Source organism: Pinibacter aurantiacus (genome assembly GCF_019130065.1).
GTDB classification, from domain to species: Bacteria; Bacteroidota; Bacteroidia; order Chitinophagales; family Chitinophagaceae; genus Pinibacter; species Pinibacter aurantiacus.
In genome coordinates, this window is record NZ_JAHSPG010000009.1 from 35,656 (window position 1) to 56,679 (window position 21,024).

The window sequence follows — 21,024 nt, forward strand, 5'->3', positions numbered from 1 at the left end:
CTATTAAGCTTCTACCTTCATAGATTTTTGTTGTTTTTTTCTTTCTTCTTCGTCCAAAATGGCTTTACGCATACGGATGAAGTTTGGAGTAACCTCGATACACTCATCGTGTTGGATGTATTCCATGCACTCTTCCAAAGTCATAAGGCGTTTAGGAGCGATGTTGGTTGCAGCATCACTACCACTTGCACGCATGTTGGTAAGTTTTTTACCTTCATTACTGTTGATCACAAGATCACCAGGTTTGTTGTTTTCACCAACGATCATGCCTTTGTATACTTCCTCACCTGGATCTACGAAGAAGAAACCTCTGTCTTGTAGTTTATCCAAAGAGTAACCGGTTGTTGTACCTGCATCTTTAGAGATCAAAACACCGTTGTTACGGCCAGGAATTGGTCCTTTCCATGGTTTGTATTCGCTAAAGCGGTGCGCCATTACAGCTTCACCTGTAGTTGCAGTCAGCATTTGCGTACGCAAACCGATCAAACCACGTGAAGGAATATCGAACTCAAGGTGTTGCATTTCACCTTTTGTTTCCATGATCAACATTTCACCTTTACGGCGAGTAACCAAGTCAATCACTTTAGAAGCAAACTCTTGTGGAACGTCTACTACCAATGTTTCGTATGGTTCAGATTTTTTGCCGTCGATGTTTTTAACGATAACCTGAGGTTGACCTACAGTTAACTCGTAGCCTTCACGACGCATTGTTTCGATCAATACACCTAAGTGAAGGATACCGCGACCGTAAACAAGGAAGCTATCTCCACTATCTGTATCCATTACTCTCAATGCAAGGTTCTTTTCAGTTTCTTTCATCAAACGATCACGCAAGTGGCGGGATGTAACGAATTTACCGTCTTTACCAAAGAAAGGAGAGTTATTGATGCTGAACGTCATGTTCATTGTAGGTTCGTCAACGCTGATAACAGGAAGTGCTTCAGGATTTTCAAAATCAGCGATTGTATCACCAATGTTGAAATCTTCCAGACCTACTACTGCGCAAAGGTCACCAGACAATACTTCTGTAGTTTTTTTCTTGCCCATTCCTTCGAAAACGTACAATTCTCTTACTCTTGATTTTTTGATGCTGCCATCAGCCTGTACAAGAGCAATTGGTTGGTTTTCTTTGATAGAACCGCGGGTAACTTTACCTACAGCAATACGACCAAGGAATGAAGAGTAGTCAAGAGAAGTGATCTGCAATTGCAGTGTACCTTCTTCTACTCTAGGAGCAGGTACATATTTCAAAATACCGTCCAGTAATGGATCGATATTGTCGATTTGAGTCAATGAATCGTTGAACCAGCCATTTTTACCACTACCGTAGTATGTAGGGAAGTTCAATTGTTCTTCTGTAGCATCAAGGTTGAAGAAAAGTTCGAAAACCGCGTCATGCACCTCATCAGGGCGACAGTTTGGTTTATCTACTTTATTGATAACTACGATTGGTTTCAGGTTCAGTTGTAATGCTTTTTGCAACACGAAACGTGTTTGAGGCATTGGGCCTTCGTAAGCATCTACCAGGAGGATTACGCCATCCGCCATTTTCAACACACGTTCTACCTCACCACCAAAGTCGGCGTGACCAGGAGTATCGATTACGTTAATTTTAACGCCTTTATATGTTACAGCCGCATTTTTACTGAAGATAGTGATACCACGTTCCCTTTCCAGGTCATTGCTATCCATTATCAAATCACCTGTTTCCTGGTTTTCACGGAAAACGTGCGTGGTGTGTAAAATTTTATCTACCAGGGTTGTTTTACCGTGGTCAACGTGAGCAATAATTGCTATATTTCTGATTTCCATATTCTTATTTAAGTTACTAAAGAGACTTTAGTTCAGTTCAACAGGGTATAAATACCCGAAATTTAAACAAGGCGCAAAGGTACGAGGATTATATGGGCTAACCAAAGAAAGTATAGTGTTTAAGAATAACATAAAGTAGCCGCAACGGATTTTAAACGGTGGTCAGAAATTGTGCCATGTAATCTTTTAATGAAAATTTTTAATTTGTTATGATAAGTTGCTGAATTGTAATAAGTTCACTTTGGGAAATTTCGACACCTATGCTTTAATCCTCTCACCTTAATCTTAACTTTATATGAAAAGATGGATGCTTGTATTGGGTTTAATTCTGCTTGCTTTGGTAGTAATATATGTTTTGGGGCCTGCGCCATCCAAACCGGAGTATAGTAACAGTCTGCCTGTGGTGCCTTCAAACCCGGACAGTTTGAAAAATTATATAGCCAGCCACGAGTCTGAACATAAAGTAAAGCCCGATAATGAAGCAAGGATTATCTGGGCAAATGATTCCCTGAAGAATGTAACCGAATATGCAATTGTTTATCTGCATGGATTCTCCGCTTCGCAAGCTGAAGGAGCTCCGACGCACACAGATATTGCGAAGAAATTCGGATGCAATTTGTATCTCTCTCGTCTCGCAGAACACGGAATTGATACCGCTGAAGCAATGATCAATCTCACGGCAGATGAATATTGGGAGAGTGCCAAGGAAGCATTGGAAATAGGAAAGAGGCTTGGAAAGAAAGTTATTCTCATGGGCACATCTACAGGAGGTACGCAAGCACTACAATTAGCGGCGGCATTTCCAGACCAAATTGCCGGATTGATCCTGTATTCTCCAAACATTGCTATTAATGATCCCAATGCGTGGGTGCTAAACAATCACTGGGGTTTGCAGGTGGCCAGGAAAGTTTTGGGAAGCGATTACAGAGTATCTGATGATACAAGGCCGGTGTACAAACAATACTGGGATTACAAATACCGGTTGGAAGCTGCCGTGGCCCTGCAGGAGATGATTGAAACCACGATGAACAAAGAAACTTTTGAAAAAGTAAAGCAACCTGTGCTGCTTTTGTACTACTACAAAGATGAACAGCACCAGGACCCTGTTGTAAAGGTTTCTGCGATGAAAGAAATGTTTGGTCAATTAGGAACACCTGCAAATCTTAAAAGAGAAAAAGCAATGCCGAACACTGGCAACCACGTAATAGGCTCCTACATAAAATCCGGCGACGTAGAAGGGGTGAAGAGTGAAACGGAGAGTTTCATGAAGGACATTCTGGGCATGCAGGCAACTAACTAGTGCTCTGTTTCACGCAAAGGCGCAAAGAGAAAACAAAGGACGCAAAGACATGACGATGTTTTTATGTCCTTTGTTTTCTCTTTGCGCCTTTGCGTGAAAACTTCTGCGTGAAATTAAAACAGCTTCATCTGTTCTCCGGGCCTTCGGAATTGTGTAGTGTCTAGTTCCCAGCGCTCTGCGTTCAGGCCGTACAGTTTGCCATATTTTTTGTACTGCATGTTCACCATTGTGGCGATGTGTCCTTCTCCGCGCATGCGCACACCAAAGCGGCTGTCGTTCACTTGTCCATCGTGGCTTTGCTCTATCATGTGCCACACTTTGTCTGCGCGATCCGGGAAATTTTTGTATAGCCAATCATGAAATAAAAACTTGATCGCCCCATTCAATCGTATAAATGTATAAGCGCTAAACGTTGCGCCATTTTCTGCGGCAGCTTTCATGATGCGTTGCATTTCGTGCTCGTTCAATCCCGGGATCATCGGTCCAAGCATTACTCCGGCCCTTACGCCCAAATCGCTTAACTCTTTGATTACTCTTATTCTTTGTTTGCCCGTTGTTGTTCTTGGCTCCATTGCGCGGCGCAGGTCTTCATCAAATGACGTGATGGAGACGAGGATGGATACTAATTTTTTCTTTGCCATTTCCTGCAACAGATCTTTATCCCGCAGCATTCCTGCATTCTTCGTGATCATTCCAACGGGCTGGTTGAATTCGTTGCATACCTCCAGCAATTGACGCGTAATGCCAAACTTTTTCTCAGCGGGTTGGTAACAATCGGTGTTACCACTAATGCTGATGGGCACGCATTCCCATTTGGGATTCATTAAAAATTTGCGAAGCAGTTCCGGCGCATTTTTTTTAACAATGATCTTGCTTTCAAAATCTAGTCCGGCGCTGTAGCCCCAGTATTCAAAAGAGTTTCGGGCATAACAATAAATACATCCATGTTCACAACCCTGGTATGGATTCATGCTGTAAAACATGCCAACATCCGGGCTGTCAACTTTATTTACAATTGATTTTGCTTCTGTAATGATGTATTGAGTGGCTACATTTTCGTCGGTCCAATCGTCAATTCCCTCAACGTGCTCGCGAACGCGTTCGTCTTTCTGGAACTTGTTTTTTGTGTTGTATTGTGCGCCTCTTCCTTTGTGGTAAGCATTTACATTTTCATTCGGATCCACATAATCGGGGTCCATGTTATCACTATTCATGTTCACGGTTTTTCTCTCCTTCTAATTTTTTTATTCGAACAACATACCTTGTCTTGTATTCACCGGAAGATTTTGAAATTCGAATCGATGTAATATCTGGTAAGCTTTTTCTCCAACTGGTCTTTTCAACAGCAACATGCTATCTGCAATAAAACGTCCGGTAAATTCTCTGTGAGAATATTCGAGCCAGCCTTTCTCAAACTGCCATGGCTGCAGCTTTCGTGCAATTGTTACATGTGGTTCGTCAATGAAATGCGGCTTGTTATCTTTATCAAGCTTCATCAGTAATTGTGCAGCGGTTTTAATTTCCCTCACCAGGTTTTTTATCGGCATCTTCGTAGTAACGTTGATAAAAATGGTGTGAGAAGGAAATGACGCATAGTCTTTCAGCTCTACTTTAATAGGATGATAACCCATGGCAACCGGTTTGATCCTGTTGATAATCCTTTCTTCGATCATGCCCCTTTGTGTAAACTTTGCCAGGGTTATATGCGGCTTGCCTCCCAATGCGCTTGGAGCTTGATATGTGTTATAAAATTCCTGTTTGATTTTTTTGATCTTGTTTCTTAATTCTTCATGTGGATTCAATACCAGCAAGTATTCGTTCAATGGATAACTGGGAATTAATGAAACAAGCCTTTTCGTAGTAGTTGAGCTCATGACAAAATATTTAGTATAAATTTACTAATATATTTAGTAATTCAAAAATATTTGAGAAGATTAAATTGCCACAGAGGCACAGAGGACACAGAAAAGAAAAATTTTGGTGAGGCTTTATATGTCGCTAAATGATTGACTGCGGTAGGTGATGAGCAAAAAAAATCGGGAACCACATTTATGATTCCCGATTAACTATTTGAATTTATGTTGTTGTTCGCTTTACGACTACTTCCCTGCAGGCGCCGGCGTAGCTTGAGCAGGCGGCGGTGGAGGAGGCATTGTAGGTGCGCCTAAAGTTTCTTTAGGATGCGGATTGCCGTGGTGACAAGTTTTGCAGCTTATTGCCATTGCAGTATCCAATAAATTAGGGCTACTTGCTTCAAAGAATTTTTTGTTGATCTTCAATGTCATTCTCATCATGTCGCGAGCCTGGTTTTTTTCAGGTTTAGCGTCACTTGCGAAATCCAGTTTTTTAGGATCGGTGGCAGAAGCTGCGTGGCAGAAATTACATCTAACTCCTAATGCATTGTTAAAACCGCGCATAACCTTTTCGAGGTCGTCATGGCTGATGTCTTTTGGAAGAACTTTTAAATTGTTCTTTTTTGCTTCGTTGGGAAATGTTGCGGCAATGCTTATTGCAACGGTGCCAGCTAATGCGGCGATCACAAAAAATTTCTTAGATATCTTCATAAAATGACGTTGTTTAAACTTTATAGAGATAAAATAAAGGCATTCGCCTGACAAAACCATGACAAAAGATTAAAATCTTATGAACGGTAATTGAAAATTATTGAGGAAATTTGCAAAAATCGTTAGCCGTCTAAATATTATATACTCATGTCTACTATCGAAATAGATCCTAAACCCTTACTCACAGCAAAGGACTTTGCTACTGATCAGGAAGTAAGATGGTGCCCGGGTTGTGGAGATTACTCCATTTTGGCCCAGGTTCAAAAGGTAATGCCGGGTTTGGGAGTTCCCCGGGAAAATATTGTTATTATATCAGGAATTGGCTGTAGCAGCCGTTTTCCTTACTACATGAACACATATGGCATGCACTCGATCCACGGTCGTGCAACTGCTATCGCATCGGGATTGAAAGCAACAAGACCGGAACTAAGTGTTTGGATCGTTACGGGTGACGGTGATAGCCTTAGTATTGGCGGAAACCACACTATTCATTTGCTCCGTAGAAATTTTGACGTAAATATTCTTTTGTTCAACAACCAGATTTATGGTTTGACAAAGGGGCAATATTCACCTACATCGGAAGAAAGTAAAGTAACCAAGAGTACGCCGTACGGAAGTATCGATCATCCATTCAACCCTCTGGCGCTTGCAATGGGAGCAGATGCTTCTTTTGTTGCCCGCAGCATGGACCGTGATCCGAAGCATTTGCAGGAAATGCTGGTACGCAGCCACGCCCACAGAGGCGCATCTTTCCTGGAAATCTATCAAAACTGTAACATCTTCAATGATGGTGCCTTTGAAATTTTCACAGAAAAATCCAGCAAACCAACAGAGGCGATCTTCCTTCAACAAGGCAAGCCGCTGGTATTTGGAGCTGAACAAAATAAAGGTATCAAACTAGATGGCTTTAAACCGGTTGTTGTGGAGCTCGGCAATGGCGTAAGTGCCGACGACCTTTGGGTTCACGACGAAAAAGATTTTTACAAAGCACAGATACTGGTGCGTATGTTTGATGATCCTCGCATTGAGGGACACTTACCGCGTCCGTTCGGCGTTTTCTACGAGAATGACAGAGCTTGTTATGAAGATGTGTTGAACCTCCAGATTGAAGAAGTGATTGCAACGAAAGGCAAAGGAGATCTGGACAAGATGCTGAGGGGAAATGAGGTGTGGACGATTAGCTAGGAATTAGAACTTAGGAATTAGGAATTAGATGTTATATAGAATGAGGGCGTGAGTTTTACTTGCGCTCTTTTTTTATCCAGATTTGTCAGATTAAGGGATTTTGGGATTGTGCTACTGATAGCCTAACCTTCACTATAGGGATCGAAAATCATTTTTCAATGTCGTTTCCTTAAAAGTATTTAATAACATCGTTGCTGTTTAAACGAGGCTTCGACAAGCTCAGCCTGACACTCCGCTTTCGCTGTCAGGCTGAGCTTGTCGAAGCCTTCTGGCTGAGGAAACGGCATTGAATTTTTTTTGGTTAATGACCATTCAAAGACCCAATCAGCAATCCCCAAATCTGACGAATCCAGATAAAAAAATAGCCAGCGATTGAAATCGCCGGCCTGTGCTTACCTCTGAAACCACAAAAAGAAAGAGGTGAGTGTATCTGGTTTATCAATAATAATAATTTGGAATAACCGTAGCCTTACCAATGGTAAATCGAAAAATAGTTAACGAGGGAGCCGGGTTATTCGGGGAAAAAGGTCAGATCAAATGTATTTTGGTAAATACAGGAATGGATTCGAATATCTTTATTGCGGACAAGGTATTTATCTGTTACGGAAATTGGAGCAGTTGTGCATGGGATTGGAGGTGTTCCGAAATGGAGATTGGATAAAACTGTTTAGCATCACACGGAACGACTCAGCTATAAATTGCTAGGCTTTAAAATTAAAGACTGTTTAAATAATATGCAAGATTTTTTACAGTAAAAAAAAGTTCTTTTTTTAACACGAATTGCACAATTTGGGTATGCGGGGTAAAAAACCGCACATACCTGTTCGTTATGAAGCATTTGCAAATTCAAATGTTTTCTCTTTTTTGTAGTTGTACCACCACTCCGGTGCGGTTTTTTTCATGAGCGTATCAATGTTTCTCATACCAAAAAGGTTCCAGGCGCCCTTTAATTTCCCCACCACGGAAGATTGTAAAGCCCTAAGGCTCATAGCAAAACCACTGTCGATGTATTCCATATGGTGCCAGTAACCGGCAGGCATAAAAAGTGTGTCGCCGTGCTCCAGGATCACTTCGTAGCCCCTGGCTTTTGCCACTTCCGGGAATTTATTGAGGTCGAGTTTGCTTTTTTGGGGATCGAAATAGTTCTCAAAGTTTGCAAAACTCAATACTTCCCATGGTTTGCGGTAAAGTCTATGCTGTTCTTCAAAAGGAAAAAGAAGTACTCTTTTTCTGCCGGCAAACTGTGTATGCAGGATATGTGAAAGGTCAATGTCAAAGTGCATGTGTGTAACAGAGCCGGCGCCGCCCACAAACAGCATTGGGAATTTCTTTACAAAGCCCCGCATCAGGTCCTCGGGCCAGTCAAAATCATTCACCAGATCCGGCGCATGCTGAAATAAATTGAAAAGGAAAATGCGGAGTTCCACCGGACCTTTCTTTACGAGATCAAGATATTGGCCAAATTTCATGTAATCGTCCGCCTTATTGATAGGAGTAAAGGCGTCACTTTTTACATTGTTATAAACCCCTACTTCCACTTCTCCCACTGCTTGCGTAAAATAATCCCAGTTCCATTTTTCATATGCCGGCCATTGCTTTGCAAGCTGTGTAATCACTATTGGCTTCATTCCATTGTAAAACTCATTCTTAAATTCTTCCGGTGTAATGCTAGCAACTTTAATTACAGGTTTCAGTTCCATAGCGAGAATTTTTAACTACCTAAATTTAATATTAATTCATTGTTAAGTTTAGAATGTGCAGGTGGTTTTTAAGGATAGGAATGCAAAAATAAATTTAAGTAATTTAGTGACATGCTTTTACACCTTCATCCGGAAAATCCACAACCCAGGAACATTAAAACTATTGTTGAATGTCTTAACGATGGGGGTACGATTATATACCCGACTGATACAATTTACGGTTTGGGCTGTGACATATTCCAACACGATGCCATCGAAAAGGTTTGCAGGATAAAGAACATGCAGCCTGCAAAAGCTCAGCTGTCGTTTATTTGCTATGATCTTAGTGACCTAAGTAATTATACAAAAAGCATTTCAACTCCCTTGTATAGAATGCTGAAAACTTATTTACCCGGTCCGTACACTTTTATTTTGCCTGCCAGCAAACAGGTGCCTAAAATTTTAAAGAGCAAAAAAGATACAATTGGTCTTCGTGTGCCGGATAACATCATTGCCCAAACAATGATCAAGGAGCTTGGTCACCCGATATTAAGTACTTCTCTTCCCGGAGAAATGGTGGAAGAATACACCGATCCGGAATTGATGTACGAGAATTTCAAGAACATCGTAGACATTGTTGTAGACGGCGGCATCGGCGGCATTACTCCATCTACAGTTGTAGATTGTACGCAAGACGAGCCGGTATTGATAAGAAAAGGTTTGGGCGAATGGGTAGAGGCGTAAATACCTGAAATTATTTTTTACCTGTGCTCTTTTCTTTCCGAGATGTTACGTATTTTAAGAATCCATTTTTCGTGGACCGTGCCCAACCGGGAATAATATTTTTATCACTCTTTAAAAGGGGAAAAATGGATTTAACACTTAAAGCAAAAGAATACATAGCAGCCATTGAAAGTGGTAAAACGGGAACCGAGCTTTCTTCTTTCTTTCAAAATGATGTAGTGCAAATAGAATATCCCAACCGCTTATCAGTAAGAGGCACAAAACGTGATATTGGTGCTATTTTAGATTCTGCAGAGAAAGTAAAAAAGATAATTGCACGGCAACAATTCATTATTCGCAATGCATTTGTGATCAACAAAACGGTAATCATGGAAATTGACTGGTCAGGAAAACTGGCCATTGCCCTGGGCCACTTAAGAGCCGGCGAGCTACTCAATGCTCACTTTGCTATGTTTCTCGATTATGTGAATGACAAGATAGCGGGCGTGAGGAGTTATGATTGTTTTGAATCCTTTTAATAAACTGAATAACTGAATGACTGAATAACTGAAGGGTTGAACGTTATAAACTCTATTTGAATTTCAACCACTCAGTTATTCAGTTATTCAGTTATTGCTTAATCCCCAGCCTCTTCTTCATCGTCTGCCACACAGGCAAAATATCCGGAGAAAGATTGAAGTATAGAGCAGCTGCGCCAAACAGTGCGACATATACTCCACTTGTTAAAAACAGTGAGAACCAGGAATGCATATTGTGAAATAAGAAATAGCATATAAAATAACAAACAAGCGATATTACGAGTGCGTAAACAGTCTTGATAGTGAAAGGTTGCAGGTTGAATTTTTTCCAAAGGAAGACGATCCTGATCGCATTATAAATGGTGTAGGCAATGAGATTTGAGTATCCCGCGCCGATGATGCCTAAATGTTTTACCAACACAATGTTCAACGGTGCAATCAATGACAAGAGTATGACCCCACACGTAAACTCGAACCTCCAATAGGTGGAAGTTCCAATGATCTGCGAGTTTACGCCTGTACCCATGTCTACAATGAATTTGAAACCGAAAAGCAACACAACCATTTTGCCCTCGCGGTATACTGGATTAAGAGGTAAAATGTCCATCACCGTATCGTAGTTCAGCCAGATAAGTGTAAAAAGGAAAATAGATATCAATAAAAGATTGATGCTGCTCCTTGAATAAATGCGTTGAATGGTGGCGAGGTCCTTGTTTCTCCAGGCTTCCGACAAATAAGAAGTGCTGATGGCAACAACACTTTTTTGCGGAACGCTAATGATGTTTGATATGTAGTTACTCACATCATATATCGCCACAGAACCAATACCCCAGTAGCTTGCAATAGTAAATGTATCCAGGCTGGCGGATAAAGTAGTAATGACCAAACCAGCATATACAAATCCCATGAGCAGGGCCATTTTTTTCCAGTACCTTTTTGTAACCCTGCTTATTTTAAAGGTGAAATGTAATTTTCCAACCTTCATTAAATAGAAAAACAATCCCAAAAAACTGATGCCCCACAGGCAGGAAAAAATTTTAATAAACAAGCTGAAACTGAAGCCGCAAACAATGAACAAAACAATAAGGATAGTAACGGAAATACGGTTGCCGGCTTCACGCAGAAAGTTGGAGATCACCGTTTCCTTTACACTCCACGCATATGCTTCAAGTATATTGAAAAAGAGATAGAAGAAGAGATATGGAAACACCAGGAAGTAATATTGAACAAACAGTGCTGATTTGTCCGAAAACTTTTTGATAACCAACGGTTCAAAAATAAAGCCCACCAATGTTGTCATTACAAACCCAATAAAGGCAAGCACCAGCGCGACTGATAAAAGATCATTGTCCTTATCCTTAAGATTTCCTTTGTAATAGGGCGCAAATTTATAAATAACAGAAGGCAGGGCAAGGCATGCAAAGCTGTTAAATAAATTTCCTGCAATAAGAATAACCCTTGTTAACCCGAACTGGTCGGTGGTGAAAAAATTGTTTCTGGCAAATAAGTAAGTATTGATTGCGCCAAATGCAAAGCCCATATAAATTAAGACGGAGGAAATAATACTTTGGCGCCTAATGTTACTCATGTAAACCGGTTAAATTGTAAATTTTGATTGCAAAGATGGGGAAATTAGGAATTAGAAGCTAGGAATTAGGAATTAGAACAAGCTGAGGATGCGCGTTATAAAATGAGTAGAACCAAGGGGATATTTACTTAGTTGACCATTTCTACTGCTCTAAAATCAATCGAGGTTGTGCGTCCTAATTTCTAATTCCTAGATTCTAATTCCTTAAATTTATAATATGAACGTAAAGGATTATTATAAAATTTTGGGCGTTGACAAAACGGCGACCGCAGAGCAGATAAAGAAGGCCTACCGCAAGCTGGCCGTGAAGTATCACCCTGACAAAAATCCTAATGACAAGGCGGCGGAAGAAAAATTCAAAGAGATTTCTGAAGCTAATGAGGTGCTGGGAGACCCTGAGAAAAGAAAAAAGTACGACCAGTTTGGAGAAAATTGGAAGCAGTATGAGCAACATGGAGGCAATGCCGAAAATTTTGACTGGAGCCAATGGCAGAATAATGGCGGTGGCAATCAGTACTACAGCGGCGATATGAACGACTTTTTTGGCGGGGGTGGCGAAGGGGAGCATGATTTTTCCAGTTTTTTTGAAACGCTTTTCGGACAATCGGGTGGCCGCAGGCAAAGAAGCACGCGACCAGCCAAGGGCAGGGACGTACAAGCAACGATGCAGGTAAGTTTGCAGGAGGCGTATTCGGGTGGAAGCCGGCATATTGAAGTAAATGGCGCAAGACTGAATTTGAAGCTGAAACACGGTCTTTACGAAGGACAAATCATTAGACTTAAAGGAAAAGGCAATCCCGGAATAAATGGCGGCGAGCACGGCGACTTATTAATTTCCATACAAATAACGCCAACGCCTAATTTCGAATTAAAGGGAAAAGATCTTTACACAGATGCCCCGCTTGATTTATACACTGCGGTATTGGGCGGTAAAACAAATGTTACGCTGCTCTCCGGAAACGTCATTAGTATGAACGTTCCCGCCGGCACGGACACTGGAAAGGTTTTCAGGCTAAAAGGTAAAGGTATGCCCGAATATAACCATCCCGACACGGCCGGAGATTTGTATGTAAAAATGGTGGTGCACATACCCACTAATCTTTCAGAAAAGGAAAAAGAACTTTTTATGCAATTAGCTCAACTAAAAACGACTACTAATGCTTAAAATTTATGACTACCTCGACGAAGTATTGCACACGGAAGAATTGATTCCTGAAAAAAGTCCAGAACTTTCATATTCGATACACGAAGTAATGGATCAACTGGGATACAAGGAAGAATCGTCTTATTCTGAACCACTCGAAAGGACACTAAAGGCCTGCATGGCTTTGGGCATTCCCATAAAAGAAAATTTCAGGAAAGTATATTGCTTCGCAAATGGTAAAATGGAGCTGGACCTGCGTTTGTCTGCCATTGCATGCTATTTGTTTATGATCAATTGCAATCCAAACAATCCCCTAGTGGCTAAGGCCCAGTTATTGTTTATGCTAAGAAAGGCCACAATTTGAAAATTTGAAAATATGAGAATTTGAAAATGCTTTTTGTGAAACTTTTCCGCTTATAACTTAACTCTTCAGATATCGAAGTGTGCGTAATTAGTTTCAAGAGAACACAACTAAAGAATTTTCAAATTTTCAAATTCCCATATTTTCAAATAAAGCACCATCTTGAAATCCCAACATCAGGAAAATGCCTCCGAAAATAGCGCACCTAAATATTTCCACTTATTTTTTTCTAAAAATTCGCACGGATAAATATCTTTGATAAGTAACGTCCAATATTTTATCAAAAACATAAACCTGTGCGTAGATTCATACTGACCACATTCATGCCTCTTAGTTTATTGGCATGTAAAGACAACAAAACATCTTCAAAGGCAAATACCGGCACTTCTGCCGATACAACGGCCGCAGTTACCAAAACAGATACAGCAGTTACAAAGAAGAATCTGTCCAATGCAGATTTCAAAAGCTGCGGATTGCCTTCCAATGAATTGGGTAGGATCATGGTACTGGAATACCACCTCATCGGCGACTCCGAAGACAGGTGGAAACGCACGCCTGAAAACTTTCGAAAAGACTTACAAATGCTGTATGATAGCGGCTACTATCCGGTATCTGTACACGATATTGCAACCGGCCACATTGATATTCCAGCCGGCACCACTCCATTTGCACTTACGTTCGATGACTCAAGCCAGGGACAGTTCCGCATGCTGAATGAAAATGGCAAAACGGTGATTGATCCGAAATGCGCCGTTGGCGTAATGGAAGATTTTAAGAAAGCACATCCGGGTTGGCCACTTACCGCAACTTTCTACGTGCTGCCTGCCATCAAACCTACACTTCGTTTGTTTGCGCAGCCAGAGTATAAGAAAGAGAAACTTGAATGGCTGGTGAAAAATGGTTACGAGATTGGTAGCCACAGCTGGTACCACGAGCCTCTTGGAAAATTAAGCGATGCAGATGTACAAAAGCATTTGACAATGTTTGTGAAAGAAATAAAAGCGTATTTGCCAGACTATGAAGTGCACAGCATAGCATTGCCGTTAGGTGTACACGCAAAAAATCGAGCTTTGGAAGAAACGGGTTCATTCGAAGGAACTACTTACAAGCATGAATCGGTTTTGCTGGTAGGTTCTTCAGACAACGTTTCTCCATATAATAAAAGCTTCAGCCGTCTTGGTATTGAAAGAATCCAGGAAGGCGATCAATATTATGGTCCCGGTGCATTCATAAAAAATCAAACCAAACACAAAACAAGATTTGTAAGCGATGGTGATCCTAAAACAATTACGGCGCCTGCTGCAGCAAAAGATCTGCTAAACCCTGCGTTGGAAAAAGAATACAAAATTGTGTGGAACTAAGATATTCACCACTAAGTTCCTTAGAAGCTATTTAACCGCAAAGCTCTCAAAGGCTGCGCAAAGAAAGCGAAGACTGATAAACAATAAAAACCTTCGTTTCCTTTGCGCAAAACTTTGCGGCCTTTGCGGTTAAATGTATTCTGCCCCACCTCAAAATCCTTTCTCCACCTTACCCGCATTGATCAGCGCATCCAGTTGTGCATTGTTTTGTTCCGTAACAGTATAATGTTTTACATCATTGATAAGCGTTTCGTCTATTGCATCCACCATGTTTTTATAACTGGCGTTTGCAGTAGGAGTGATGATGAACACCAGGCCCTCAGAAGAACCTTTTTCTTTTTTTTCAAGTAACGCTTTCTTTTCACGAATCAGTTCTCCAATGCCCGTTTGCTCACTGTAAGAAGTAAATCCGGAGGCGGCGCTATTTAATGCGTCATTCAAATCGCCGTGATAATAAAACACTTTGTTGTTGGCGCCGGGAATTATGGTGAGCGTTTTAGATTGCGCCGCTTTGGTAGCGTCACCATCTGCGGGCGTATAAAATCTCATCGCTTTCACCTGCGTCCACGTTGTTGTAAGAATAAAAAATGTGATCAATAAAAAACCAAGATCAACCATTGGGGTAAGATCAACCCTGGTAGATAATTTCTTTCTTCCATGTTTAGAAGTGCCGGAGGTTAATTGTATGTCTGCCATAGCGGATAGTTTAGAACTAAGATGCAAGTGGGATAATTTTCCATACGGAAGCGAGGAATTAGAAATTAGAAATTAGGAGTTAGGAATTATGAATTAGGGATTAGGAATGCTTTTAGGCGGACATGCTTTGCTGAAATTGACTTTCATGGATGGTGAAAGTGTTTTTCGGTGTGCCGAACTAATTCATAGCAGCTGGCTTTAGCCAGCTGGAACTGTGTGCAGAGCACGCATTTGAATTTTTAAAAAAGATCCGTGTAAATCAGTCTAATCCGTGTCATCCGTGTGCCAACGCTACTGTAAATTTTCTTTTGCGCCCCTGCATCTGTACACCAAAAAATATCGCATCAATTTTCCGCTTTTATACTGTGGAATTTTTACCGGCTCATCTATACTTTCAAATTTGTCTTTATAGATCGGCAAAGGGTCATTGAAAAAATTAGTGGTTGTTATGTAGTAAGCATCATTGCCTTTTTGCAACGCAGGTTTTGTTTGATTAATGAAATAAAACTGGTGGATATCATGCACTTCACCAATCGCCAGAAAGCGATAATGATTTGGTCTTGCTACGTATAAATCAAGATGTGACGCGGGAAACCATTTGTTGCTTATGACGGTAACAGGGCCGTTTGCAGCATGTGTTGAACTATCTTTTTGTACCAGTTGTCTGAAATCTTTTCCAAATCTTTTCCAACCCATCATATCGAGCGTGAAATCATTTTCGCCCAATTTTTTTTCATCCTTACTACCAAGATTAACTGGTGCAAAATCAACAAGAATAAAAGCTCCAATCAACCCAACGATCACCAGCGCATTTGCAGCCATTACACTTTTAGGAATAAAGAAATGGTTGTTCAATAATTTATCCGTCAAATAAATGGCGGTCAAAATGATCAATGCGCAAAAGCCGGGGCCGCTCCAATGCGGTAGTGTGTCCATGAAAAGTGAGAGGCCCAGGAAAAGAGCAATAATCGGAAGACTCATGCATAGCAAAAAAATTTTCTTTCGTTTGGCAAGCCTGATGCCACCGCGAATGCAGGCAACCACCGCTATGACATACAGCACATAGTTGATGGGGTTTTGATAAGCAAAGCCGCCAAATATTTCCCTTAAAAAGCTATCCGTTTGCAAATGAAAACCGTGTTCCGAAACTCTACCGCCATGATATTGAAATGTCATGAAATGGTTGGCAATGTTCCACCCAATAATAGGTGCGAGAAAGATCAGCGAAAGGAAAAACGATACGTAGATTAATTTCACCCGCAGCCATCTTCTATCGAAAAACAAAATGTAGAAGCCAAGGCATCCCCAAATCAAAAGACCATGAATCTTACTTAGCATACAAAGATCTATGCTGAGACTTAGGAGAAAGAAATTTTTTTTAGGAATCGCATAGCCCTTTTCTGAAGCAAAAATTTTCACTGCATAATAGAGTGACAATAGCCAGAAGAAAAGCATCGGCGTATCTGGAAGGATTAGCAGGCCCGTTATCACATTTGCATAAATCGAGCTATTGTACAGCAGTGCAGCGAGATAACCCGCGTTCTTATTTTTTAAAAGTGCAGTGGTTTTAAAGATCAGGTACATGTTTGCCAGTGAAAAAACAAGACCGGACAAACGGATGAACCACTCCTGTTTTAGCATCAGGCCTAAGGTGGAAAATCGTATACAAAGTCCCACTAAAGGCGGATGGTCAAAATAGTTCCAGTCGGGATAGAAAGCATATTGAACATAATAAACTTCGTCGTTGGATAATTCAGTGCCACAAGCAACTATGCTTTTAACGATCCATGTAAAAAGAATAATGGCCCACACCCATTTTGCAGACAATGTTTTTTTGTGTGGCTGTAAAGTAAGAGAGGTCATCTTTTAAAATTAAACGAATCTTTCTACCAATGGCCAGCTGGCTAAAAAAGATTTCTTTACAAATTGGCGACTGGCGATTTTAAATTTGCGCCACATGATAGTGTTATTGTGAAGGTTGTAACAAACAACGGCAGTAAATGTTCCAACAAAAGAACCCGCACAAACATCAGCAGGAAAGTGCTGACCAAGATATACACGTGAGTAACCGATCAACCACGCCGTGAAAAGGAAAATATAAGTTTGCCATTTATGCTTAGCGGCAAGCCCCAGCAATGCAAACATCGCAAAAGCCGTGATGGTATGACCCGATGGAAAACTGTTGGAGCCATGAACCACTACACCGGGAACACTTCTTACAAGGCCCTCTGTGCCGAAATAAGAATGCGGTCTCGGTGCATGGAACATTGTTTTGAAAATGCAGGACAATAAACCAGATACGAGAAAGCTTATTAGTAAACTCCCTGCAAGTCTTTTTTGCTTGATGGTAACAAAAAACATTACAAGAATGAGTGCGCTTATGCCATCACCCAGGAAAGTAAGAGCTTTGAAAAAAATATCGAAGAAGGCGTTGTGGGCATGATTGATTATTACAAAACCTTGAGTCTTCGTAAACACAGATAAATATATAAGGCTTACAATAAACGGCAACCAGTATGCGAATATGCACGGATATTTTCTCAACGGTTCCAAAGAGTATCTGTTTAAGAGGTTCGGTTGATTGTTGCTCATAAGAGATGTATTATTACAAAAATGTTTCGCTTTGTTGCTGTTTCAACTTTGATTGAAAGCGGCGTCTGACAAGGCTTTTGTCGGGTATTTATTTGTAATAAAGGAGTAAAAGTAAAGGTCGTGTATTACGAAATGCTTAAGCGAAGGTTAACGATTGATTACGAATTGCAAATGAGGTGTTATTGTAGAGACAAGGCATTGCCTTGTCTGACGAAACACGCAAATAAAAAGCCCCCGCAATGGCGGGGGCTGTATGCAAAATGAAATATTTGTTATTAAAATTCTGCGGTTTTTGGTGTTCTTGGAAATGCGATTACGTCGCGGATATTTGTCATGCCTGTAACGAACAGCACCATGCGCTCGAAGCCTAATCCGAAGCCCGCATGAGGCACTGTGCCGAAGCGGCGGGTATCAAGATACCACCACAGGTCTTCTGCAGGAACATGCATTTCTTTCATTCTTGCTTCCAGGTTTTCCAGTCTTTCTTCTCTTTGAGAACCACCTACGATCTCGCCGATGCCGGGAGCCAGAATATCCATTGCTGCTACAGTTTTGCCATCCTCATTCAAGCGCATGTAAAATGCTTTGATGTCCTTAGGATAGTTTGTAACGATCACCGGTTTTTTGAAATGCTTTTCCACCAAATAACGCTCATGCTCACTCTGCATGTCAATTCCCCATTTTACCTCGTATTGGAATTTTTTCTTTTTATATGCCGGAGATTGCAACAAAATATCGATCGCTTCGGTATAAGTGATGCGCTCGAAATTGTTGTTCAACACAAACTCAAGTTTTTCGATCAGTCCCATTTCGCTACGCTCAGCCTGGGGTTTTTGTTTTTCTTCTTCAACAAGGCGCTGCGCAAGAAACTCGAGGTCCTCGCGGTTGTTATCCATTGCATACTGAATAATGTATTTGATGAATTCTTCAGCAAGGTTCATGTTGTCCTCCAGATCGGAGAACGCCATTTCCGGCTCGATCATCCAAAACTCTGCAAGGTGACGCGCTGTATTTGAGTTTTCCGCACGGAACGTGGGCCCAAACGTATAAATTTCGCCAAAGGCGGTTGCGCCCAGTTCTCCTTCTAATTGTCCGCTCACTGTAAGGTTGGTTGACTTTCCGAAGAAATCTTCCTTAAAGTTTACAGAACCATCTTCATTACGTGGTGTACCATCAAAAGGCAAAGATGTTACGCGGAACATTTCACCCGCACCTTCTGCATCACTTGCAGTGATGATTGGGGTGTGCAGATATACAAAGCCTTTTTCGTTGAAAAATTTGTGAATAGCGAAAGCCAGCGAGTGGCGCACACGGAACACCGCACCAAATGTGTTGGTACGGAAACGCATGTGTGCAATTTCACGCAGGTATTCAAGGCTTGGACGGTTCCTTAGTTGAAGGGGATATTTTTCTGCATCACTATCGCCCAATATTTCCAGTGTTTTTGCTTTTACTTCAATTTTTTGCCCCTTGCCCATAGACGGAACCACTTCACCCGTTACTTTAACGGACGCGCTGGTAGTAAGTCTTTTCAGTAAAGCCTCGTCAAATTGACCCAATTCTAAAACGATCTGTATATTATTATTAGTGCTGCCGTCGTTAACCGCTAAAAACTGGTTATTACGGAATGTGCGTACCCAACCCATTACCGTTACTTCATGGCCCGTTTGCTCCGAGGCCAGCAATTGCTTCACTTTAATTCTTTTGTTGAACATATACAGATTTTTAAAAGGAGAGCAAATATAAACAATGTCGCGTGAACTGGGTGAATGGTGAATCGTGAATGGTGAATGCAGCAGTCTGGATATCCGTGAAAGGGATTATTAATAAGACCAAAGCGGGTTAAGGCCGGGTAGATCCGAAGAGCCGGTAATCAAGGTAACTGTTAAATCGGCAAATCATCCCCGATTCACGATTGATCATTCACGTCTTCCGGTTAGTCCTGTATTTCCGCCAGTTCGGATTAAGCATCGCAGGAAACGTCCATTTTTGAAGGCAAATTGAGCAATGCGCCCCCTATTCACGTTTCACCATTCACTATTCACGATTTTCCGCCCGCCACAAATAGTTTAATAAATAAATGACTATTAGTAGTTTTAGCGGCTTAAAACTTGACTAAACATGAATAGAAAGAAATTGATGCTTATTGCTACGGCAGCACTAATGGGTGCCGGTGCGATGGCTCAACAGGTGAAATTTGTTGAATACGATCTTGACAACGGATTACACGTCGTTCTTCACCAGGATAAGAAAGCTCCTGTGGTGGCAGTTACGGTTATGTATCACGTTGGATCTAAGAATGAACAGGTGGGCCGCACGGGATTTGCCCATTTCTTTGAACACCTGCTGTTTGAAGGCACCGAAAACATTAAACGTGGCGAGTTCATGAAGATCGTTTCCAGCAATGGGGGCCAGAACAACGCCAATACAACCCAAGACAGAACTTTTTACTACGAAGTATTTCCTTCCAACCAACTTGAGCTAGGCCTATGGCTGGAAAGCGAGAGAATGCTTCATCCGGTGATAAACGAGATAGGCGTGAAAACGCAGAATGAAGTGGTGAAGGAAGAAAAAAGAATGCGTATAGACAACCAGCCTTATGCAAGATTTAATGAAGAGATTTTCAAACGCTTGTTCACAAATCATCCTTACCACTGGCAAACCATCGGTTCTATGGAAGACCTGGATGCCGCGAAACTGGAAGAGTTCCAGGCGTTCTTCAAAAAATTCTATGTTCCCAACAATGCAGTGCTGACAATAGCAGGAGACATCGATGTTGATAAAACAAAGCAACTGGTGGCATCTTACTTTGGCGACGTACCTAAAGGCGCACCGGTAACGCAACCAAGCATCAAAGAAGCGCCCATCACAAAAGAAATGATCGACACGGCTTATGATGCGAACATTCAAATTCCCGCTGTATTTGCGGCGTACAGAACGCCGGGCAGCACAACAAGAGATGCGCAGGTGCTTGGATTGATAAGCAAAGTGCTGTCTGGTGGCGCGAGCTCACGTTTGTACAAGAAAATGGTAGACGATAAGAAGAATGCATTGCAGGTAGCCGCGTTCAATTATTCCCTGGAAGATTATGGCGCATACATTACGCTTGCCTTACCAAACGGCAACGCGAAGCTGGAAGATCTTTTGAAAGATATGGATGATGAAGTTGCAAAATTGCAAACAGACCTGATCAGCGAATCTGACTATCAAAAATTGCAGAATCAGTTTGAGAACGACTATGTGAGTGCCAATACTAAAATGGTAGGGGTTGCTGAAAATCTTGCTGATGGATACACTTTCCACAAAAATACAAACGAAGTAAACGAGGAGTTAAAAGAGGTTCGTTCCATTACCCGTGAAGAAATTCGCGATGTGGCGAAGAAATACCTGAACAAGAACCAGCGCCTCGTACTTTATTATTTACCTAAGAAATAGAAGAAATTAGGAATTAGGAATTAGGAATTAAGGATGGCCGCGGGA

The 21,024-nt window shown here is 41.4% G+C and carries 18 protein-coding genes; 8 read left to right on the forward strand and 10 right to left on the reverse strand.

The genetic code is table 11. The annotated features are described in order from the left end of the window. Positions 1-3: 3 nt before the first annotated feature. Complete coding sequence (typA, locus tag KTO63_RS12850; protein ID WP_217791712.1) at positions 4-1,812, reverse strand: translational GTPase TypA; 1,809 nt, start codon at positions 1,810-1,812, stop codon at positions 4-6. 295 nt (positions 1,813-2,107) lie between these two features. On the opposite strand from typA, the gene KTO63_RS12855 reads away from it, so the two are divergent. Next, positions 2,108-3,112, forward strand: coding sequence for an alpha/beta hydrolase (locus KTO63_RS12855; protein ID WP_217791713.1), 1,005 nt, complete (start codon positions 2,108-2,110; stop codon positions 3,110-3,112). Positions 3,113-3,225: 113 nt separating this feature from the next. Here KTO63_RS12855 and KTO63_RS12860 read toward each other — a convergent pair whose 3' ends face one another. From KTO63_RS12860 to KTO63_RS12870, 3 genes are all read right to left on the reverse strand, one after another. Continuing rightward, complete coding sequence (locus KTO63_RS12860) at positions 3,226-4,326, reverse strand: PA0069 family radical SAM protein (RefSeq protein ID WP_217791714.1); 1,101 nt, start codon at positions 4,324-4,326, stop codon at positions 3,226-3,228. Positions 4,327-4,356: 30 nt separating this feature from the next. Beyond that, positions 4,357-4,986: a 2'-5' RNA ligase family protein gene (locus KTO63_RS12865; RefSeq protein ID WP_217791715.1), complete on the reverse strand. Its 630-nt coding sequence runs from the start codon at positions 4,984-4,986 to the stop codon at positions 4,357-4,359. A gap of 225 nt (positions 4,987-5,211) precedes the next feature. Continuing rightward, a complete protein-coding gene (locus KTO63_RS12870; protein WP_217791716.1) occupies positions 5,212-5,676 on the reverse strand; it encodes a c-type cytochrome in 465 nt (154 codons plus the stop codon). Between the two features lie 147 nt (positions 5,677-5,823). Between KTO63_RS12870 and KTO63_RS12875 the strand changes: the two genes are divergently transcribed. Then, positions 5,824-6,861, forward strand: coding sequence for a 2-oxoacid:ferredoxin oxidoreductase subunit beta (locus tag KTO63_RS12875; RefSeq protein WP_217791717.1), 1,038 nt, complete (start codon positions 5,824-5,826; stop codon positions 6,859-6,861). Positions 6,862-7,688: 827 nt separating this feature from the next. Here the strand turns inward: KTO63_RS12875 and KTO63_RS12880 are convergent. Next, positions 7,689-8,561, reverse strand: a complete 873-nt coding sequence (locus KTO63_RS12880) for a cupin-like domain-containing protein (protein ID WP_217791718.1) — start codon at positions 8,559-8,561, stop codon at positions 7,689-7,691. A gap of 111 nt (positions 8,562-8,672) precedes the next feature. Between KTO63_RS12880 and KTO63_RS12885 the strand changes: the two genes are divergently transcribed. Beyond that, the gene (locus KTO63_RS12885) at positions 8,673-9,284 is read left to right on the forward strand and encodes an L-threonylcarbamoyladenylate synthase (protein ID WP_217791719.1); all 612 of its coding nucleotides are present in this window, start codon (positions 8,673-8,675) and stop codon (positions 9,282-9,284) included. Positions 9,285-9,409: 125 nt separating this feature from the next. Beyond that, a complete protein-coding gene (locus KTO63_RS12890; RefSeq protein WP_217791720.1) occupies positions 9,410-9,802 on the forward strand; it encodes a nuclear transport factor 2-like protein in 393 nt (130 codons plus the stop codon). Positions 9,803-9,893: 91 nt separating this feature from the next. On the opposite strand, the gene KTO63_RS12895 is transcribed toward KTO63_RS12890, so the two are convergent. Further along, positions 9,894-11,390, reverse strand: coding sequence for a polysaccharide biosynthesis C-terminal domain-containing protein (locus KTO63_RS12895; protein ID WP_217791721.1), 1,497 nt, complete (start codon positions 11,388-11,390; stop codon positions 9,894-9,896). A gap of 217 nt (positions 11,391-11,607) precedes the next feature. Between KTO63_RS12895 and KTO63_RS12900 the strand changes: the two genes are divergently transcribed. The 3 genes from KTO63_RS12900 to KTO63_RS26285 all read left to right on the forward strand — a co-directional run bounded on the left by KTO63_RS12900 (position 11,608) and on the right by KTO63_RS26285 (position 14,256). Continuing rightward, the gene (locus KTO63_RS12900) at positions 11,608-12,555 is read left to right on the forward strand and encodes a DnaJ C-terminal domain-containing protein (protein ID WP_217791722.1); all 948 of its coding nucleotides are present in this window, start codon (positions 11,608-11,610) and stop codon (positions 12,553-12,555) included. Then, positions 12,548-12,898, forward strand: a complete 351-nt coding sequence (locus KTO63_RS12905; RefSeq protein ID WP_217791723.1) for a hypothetical protein — start codon at positions 12,548-12,550, stop codon at positions 12,896-12,898. The genes KTO63_RS12900 and KTO63_RS12905 overlap by 8 nt, the downstream gene beginning before the upstream one ends. Before the next feature lie 293 nt (positions 12,899-13,191). Next, positions 13,192-14,256 carry a polysaccharide deacetylase family protein gene (locus tag KTO63_RS26285; protein ID WP_217791724.1) on the forward strand — a complete coding sequence of 355 codons (1,065 nt, stop codon included), beginning with the start codon at positions 13,192-13,194 and terminating at the stop codon, positions 14,254-14,256. Between the two features lie 150 nt (positions 14,257-14,406). On the opposite strand, the gene KTO63_RS12915 is transcribed toward KTO63_RS26285, so the two are convergent. The 4 genes from KTO63_RS12915 to asnS all read right to left on the reverse strand — a co-directional run bounded on the left by KTO63_RS12915 (position 14,407) and on the right by asnS (position 19,259). Next, positions 14,407-14,952, reverse strand: coding sequence for an ExbD/TolR family protein (locus tag KTO63_RS12915; protein ID WP_217791725.1), 546 nt, complete (start codon positions 14,950-14,952; stop codon positions 14,407-14,409). Between the two features lie 291 nt (positions 14,953-15,243). After that, positions 15,244-16,815, reverse strand: coding sequence for an ArnT family glycosyltransferase (locus KTO63_RS12920; RefSeq protein WP_217791726.1), 1,572 nt, complete (start codon positions 16,813-16,815; stop codon positions 15,244-15,246). Between the two features lie 9 nt (positions 16,816-16,824). After that, positions 16,825-17,544 (reverse strand): phosphatase PAP2 family protein, encoded by a 720-nt coding sequence (locus KTO63_RS12925; RefSeq protein ID WP_217791727.1) that lies wholly within the window; start codon positions 17,542-17,544, stop codon positions 16,825-16,827. A gap of 275 nt (positions 17,545-17,819) precedes the next feature. Beyond that, entirely contained in the window at positions 17,820-19,259 is a 1,440-nt protein-coding gene (gene asnS / locus KTO63_RS12930; protein WP_217791728.1) for an asparagine--tRNA ligase, read from the reverse strand. 406 nt (positions 19,260-19,665) lie between these two features. Here asnS and KTO63_RS12935 point away from each other — a divergent pair, with 406 nt between their 5' ends. Then, a complete protein-coding gene (locus KTO63_RS12935) occupies positions 19,666-20,979 on the forward strand; it encodes a M16 family metallopeptidase (protein ID WP_217791729.1) in 1,314 nt (437 codons plus the stop codon). Positions 20,980-21,024 lie beyond the last annotated feature (45 nt).

What these genes read in the sequence shown, in the direction of transcription:
- typA (WP_217791712.1), bottom strand. Translation starts at nt 1,812, where the DNA reads ATGGAAATCAGAAATATAGCAATTATTGCTCACGTTGACCACGGTAAA.
- KTO63_RS12855 (WP_217791713.1), top strand. Translation starts at nt 2,108, where the DNA reads ATGAAAAGATGGATGCTTGTATTGGGTTTAATTCTGCTTGCTTTGGTA.
- KTO63_RS12860 (WP_217791714.1), bottom strand. Translation starts at nt 4,326, where the DNA reads ATGAATAGTGATAACATGGACCCCGATTATGTGGATCCGAATGAAAAT.
- KTO63_RS12865 (WP_217791715.1), bottom strand. Translation starts at nt 4,986, where the DNA reads ATGAGCTCAACTACTACGAAAAGGCTTGTTTCATTAATTCCCAGTTAT.
- KTO63_RS12870 (WP_217791716.1), bottom strand. Translation starts at nt 5,676, where the DNA reads ATGAAGATATCTAAGAAATTTTTTGTGATCGCCGCATTAGCTGGCACC.
- KTO63_RS12875 (WP_217791717.1), top strand. Translation starts at nt 5,824, where the DNA reads ATGTCTACTATCGAAATAGATCCTAAACCCTTACTCACAGCAAAGGAC.
- KTO63_RS12880 (WP_217791718.1), bottom strand. Translation starts at nt 8,561, where the DNA reads ATGGAACTGAAACCTGTAATTAAAGTTGCTAGCATTACACCGGAAGAA.
- KTO63_RS12885 (WP_217791719.1), top strand. Translation starts at nt 8,673, where the DNA reads ATGCTTTTACACCTTCATCCGGAAAATCCACAACCCAGGAACATTAAA.
- KTO63_RS12890 (WP_217791720.1), top strand. Translation starts at nt 9,410, where the DNA reads ATGGATTTAACACTTAAAGCAAAAGAATACATAGCAGCCATTGAAAGT.
- KTO63_RS12895 (WP_217791721.1), bottom strand. Translation starts at nt 11,390, where the DNA reads ATGAGTAACATTAGGCGCCAAAGTATTATTTCCTCCGTCTTAATTTAT.
- KTO63_RS12900 (WP_217791722.1), top strand. Translation starts at nt 11,608, where the DNA reads ATGAACGTAAAGGATTATTATAAAATTTTGGGCGTTGACAAAACGGCG.
- KTO63_RS12905 (WP_217791723.1), top strand. Translation starts at nt 12,548, where the DNA reads ATGCTTAAAATTTATGACTACCTCGACGAAGTATTGCACACGGAAGAA.
- KTO63_RS12915 (WP_217791725.1), bottom strand. Translation starts at nt 14,952, where the DNA reads ATGGCAGACATACAATTAACCTCCGGCACTTCTAAACATGGAAGAAAG.
- KTO63_RS12920 (WP_217791726.1), bottom strand. Translation starts at nt 16,815, where the DNA reads ATGACCTCTCTTACTTTACAGCCACACAAAAAAACATTGTCTGCAAAA.
- KTO63_RS12925 (WP_217791727.1), bottom strand. Translation starts at nt 17,544, where the DNA reads ATGAGCAACAATCAACCGAACCTCTTAAACAGATACTCTTTGGAACCG.
- asnS (WP_217791728.1), bottom strand. Translation starts at nt 19,259, where the DNA reads ATGTTCAACAAAAGAATTAAAGTGAAGCAATTGCTGGCCTCGGAGCAA.
- KTO63_RS12935 (WP_217791729.1), top strand. Translation starts at nt 19,666, where the DNA reads ATGAATAGAAAGAAATTGATGCTTATTGCTACGGCAGCACTAATGGGT.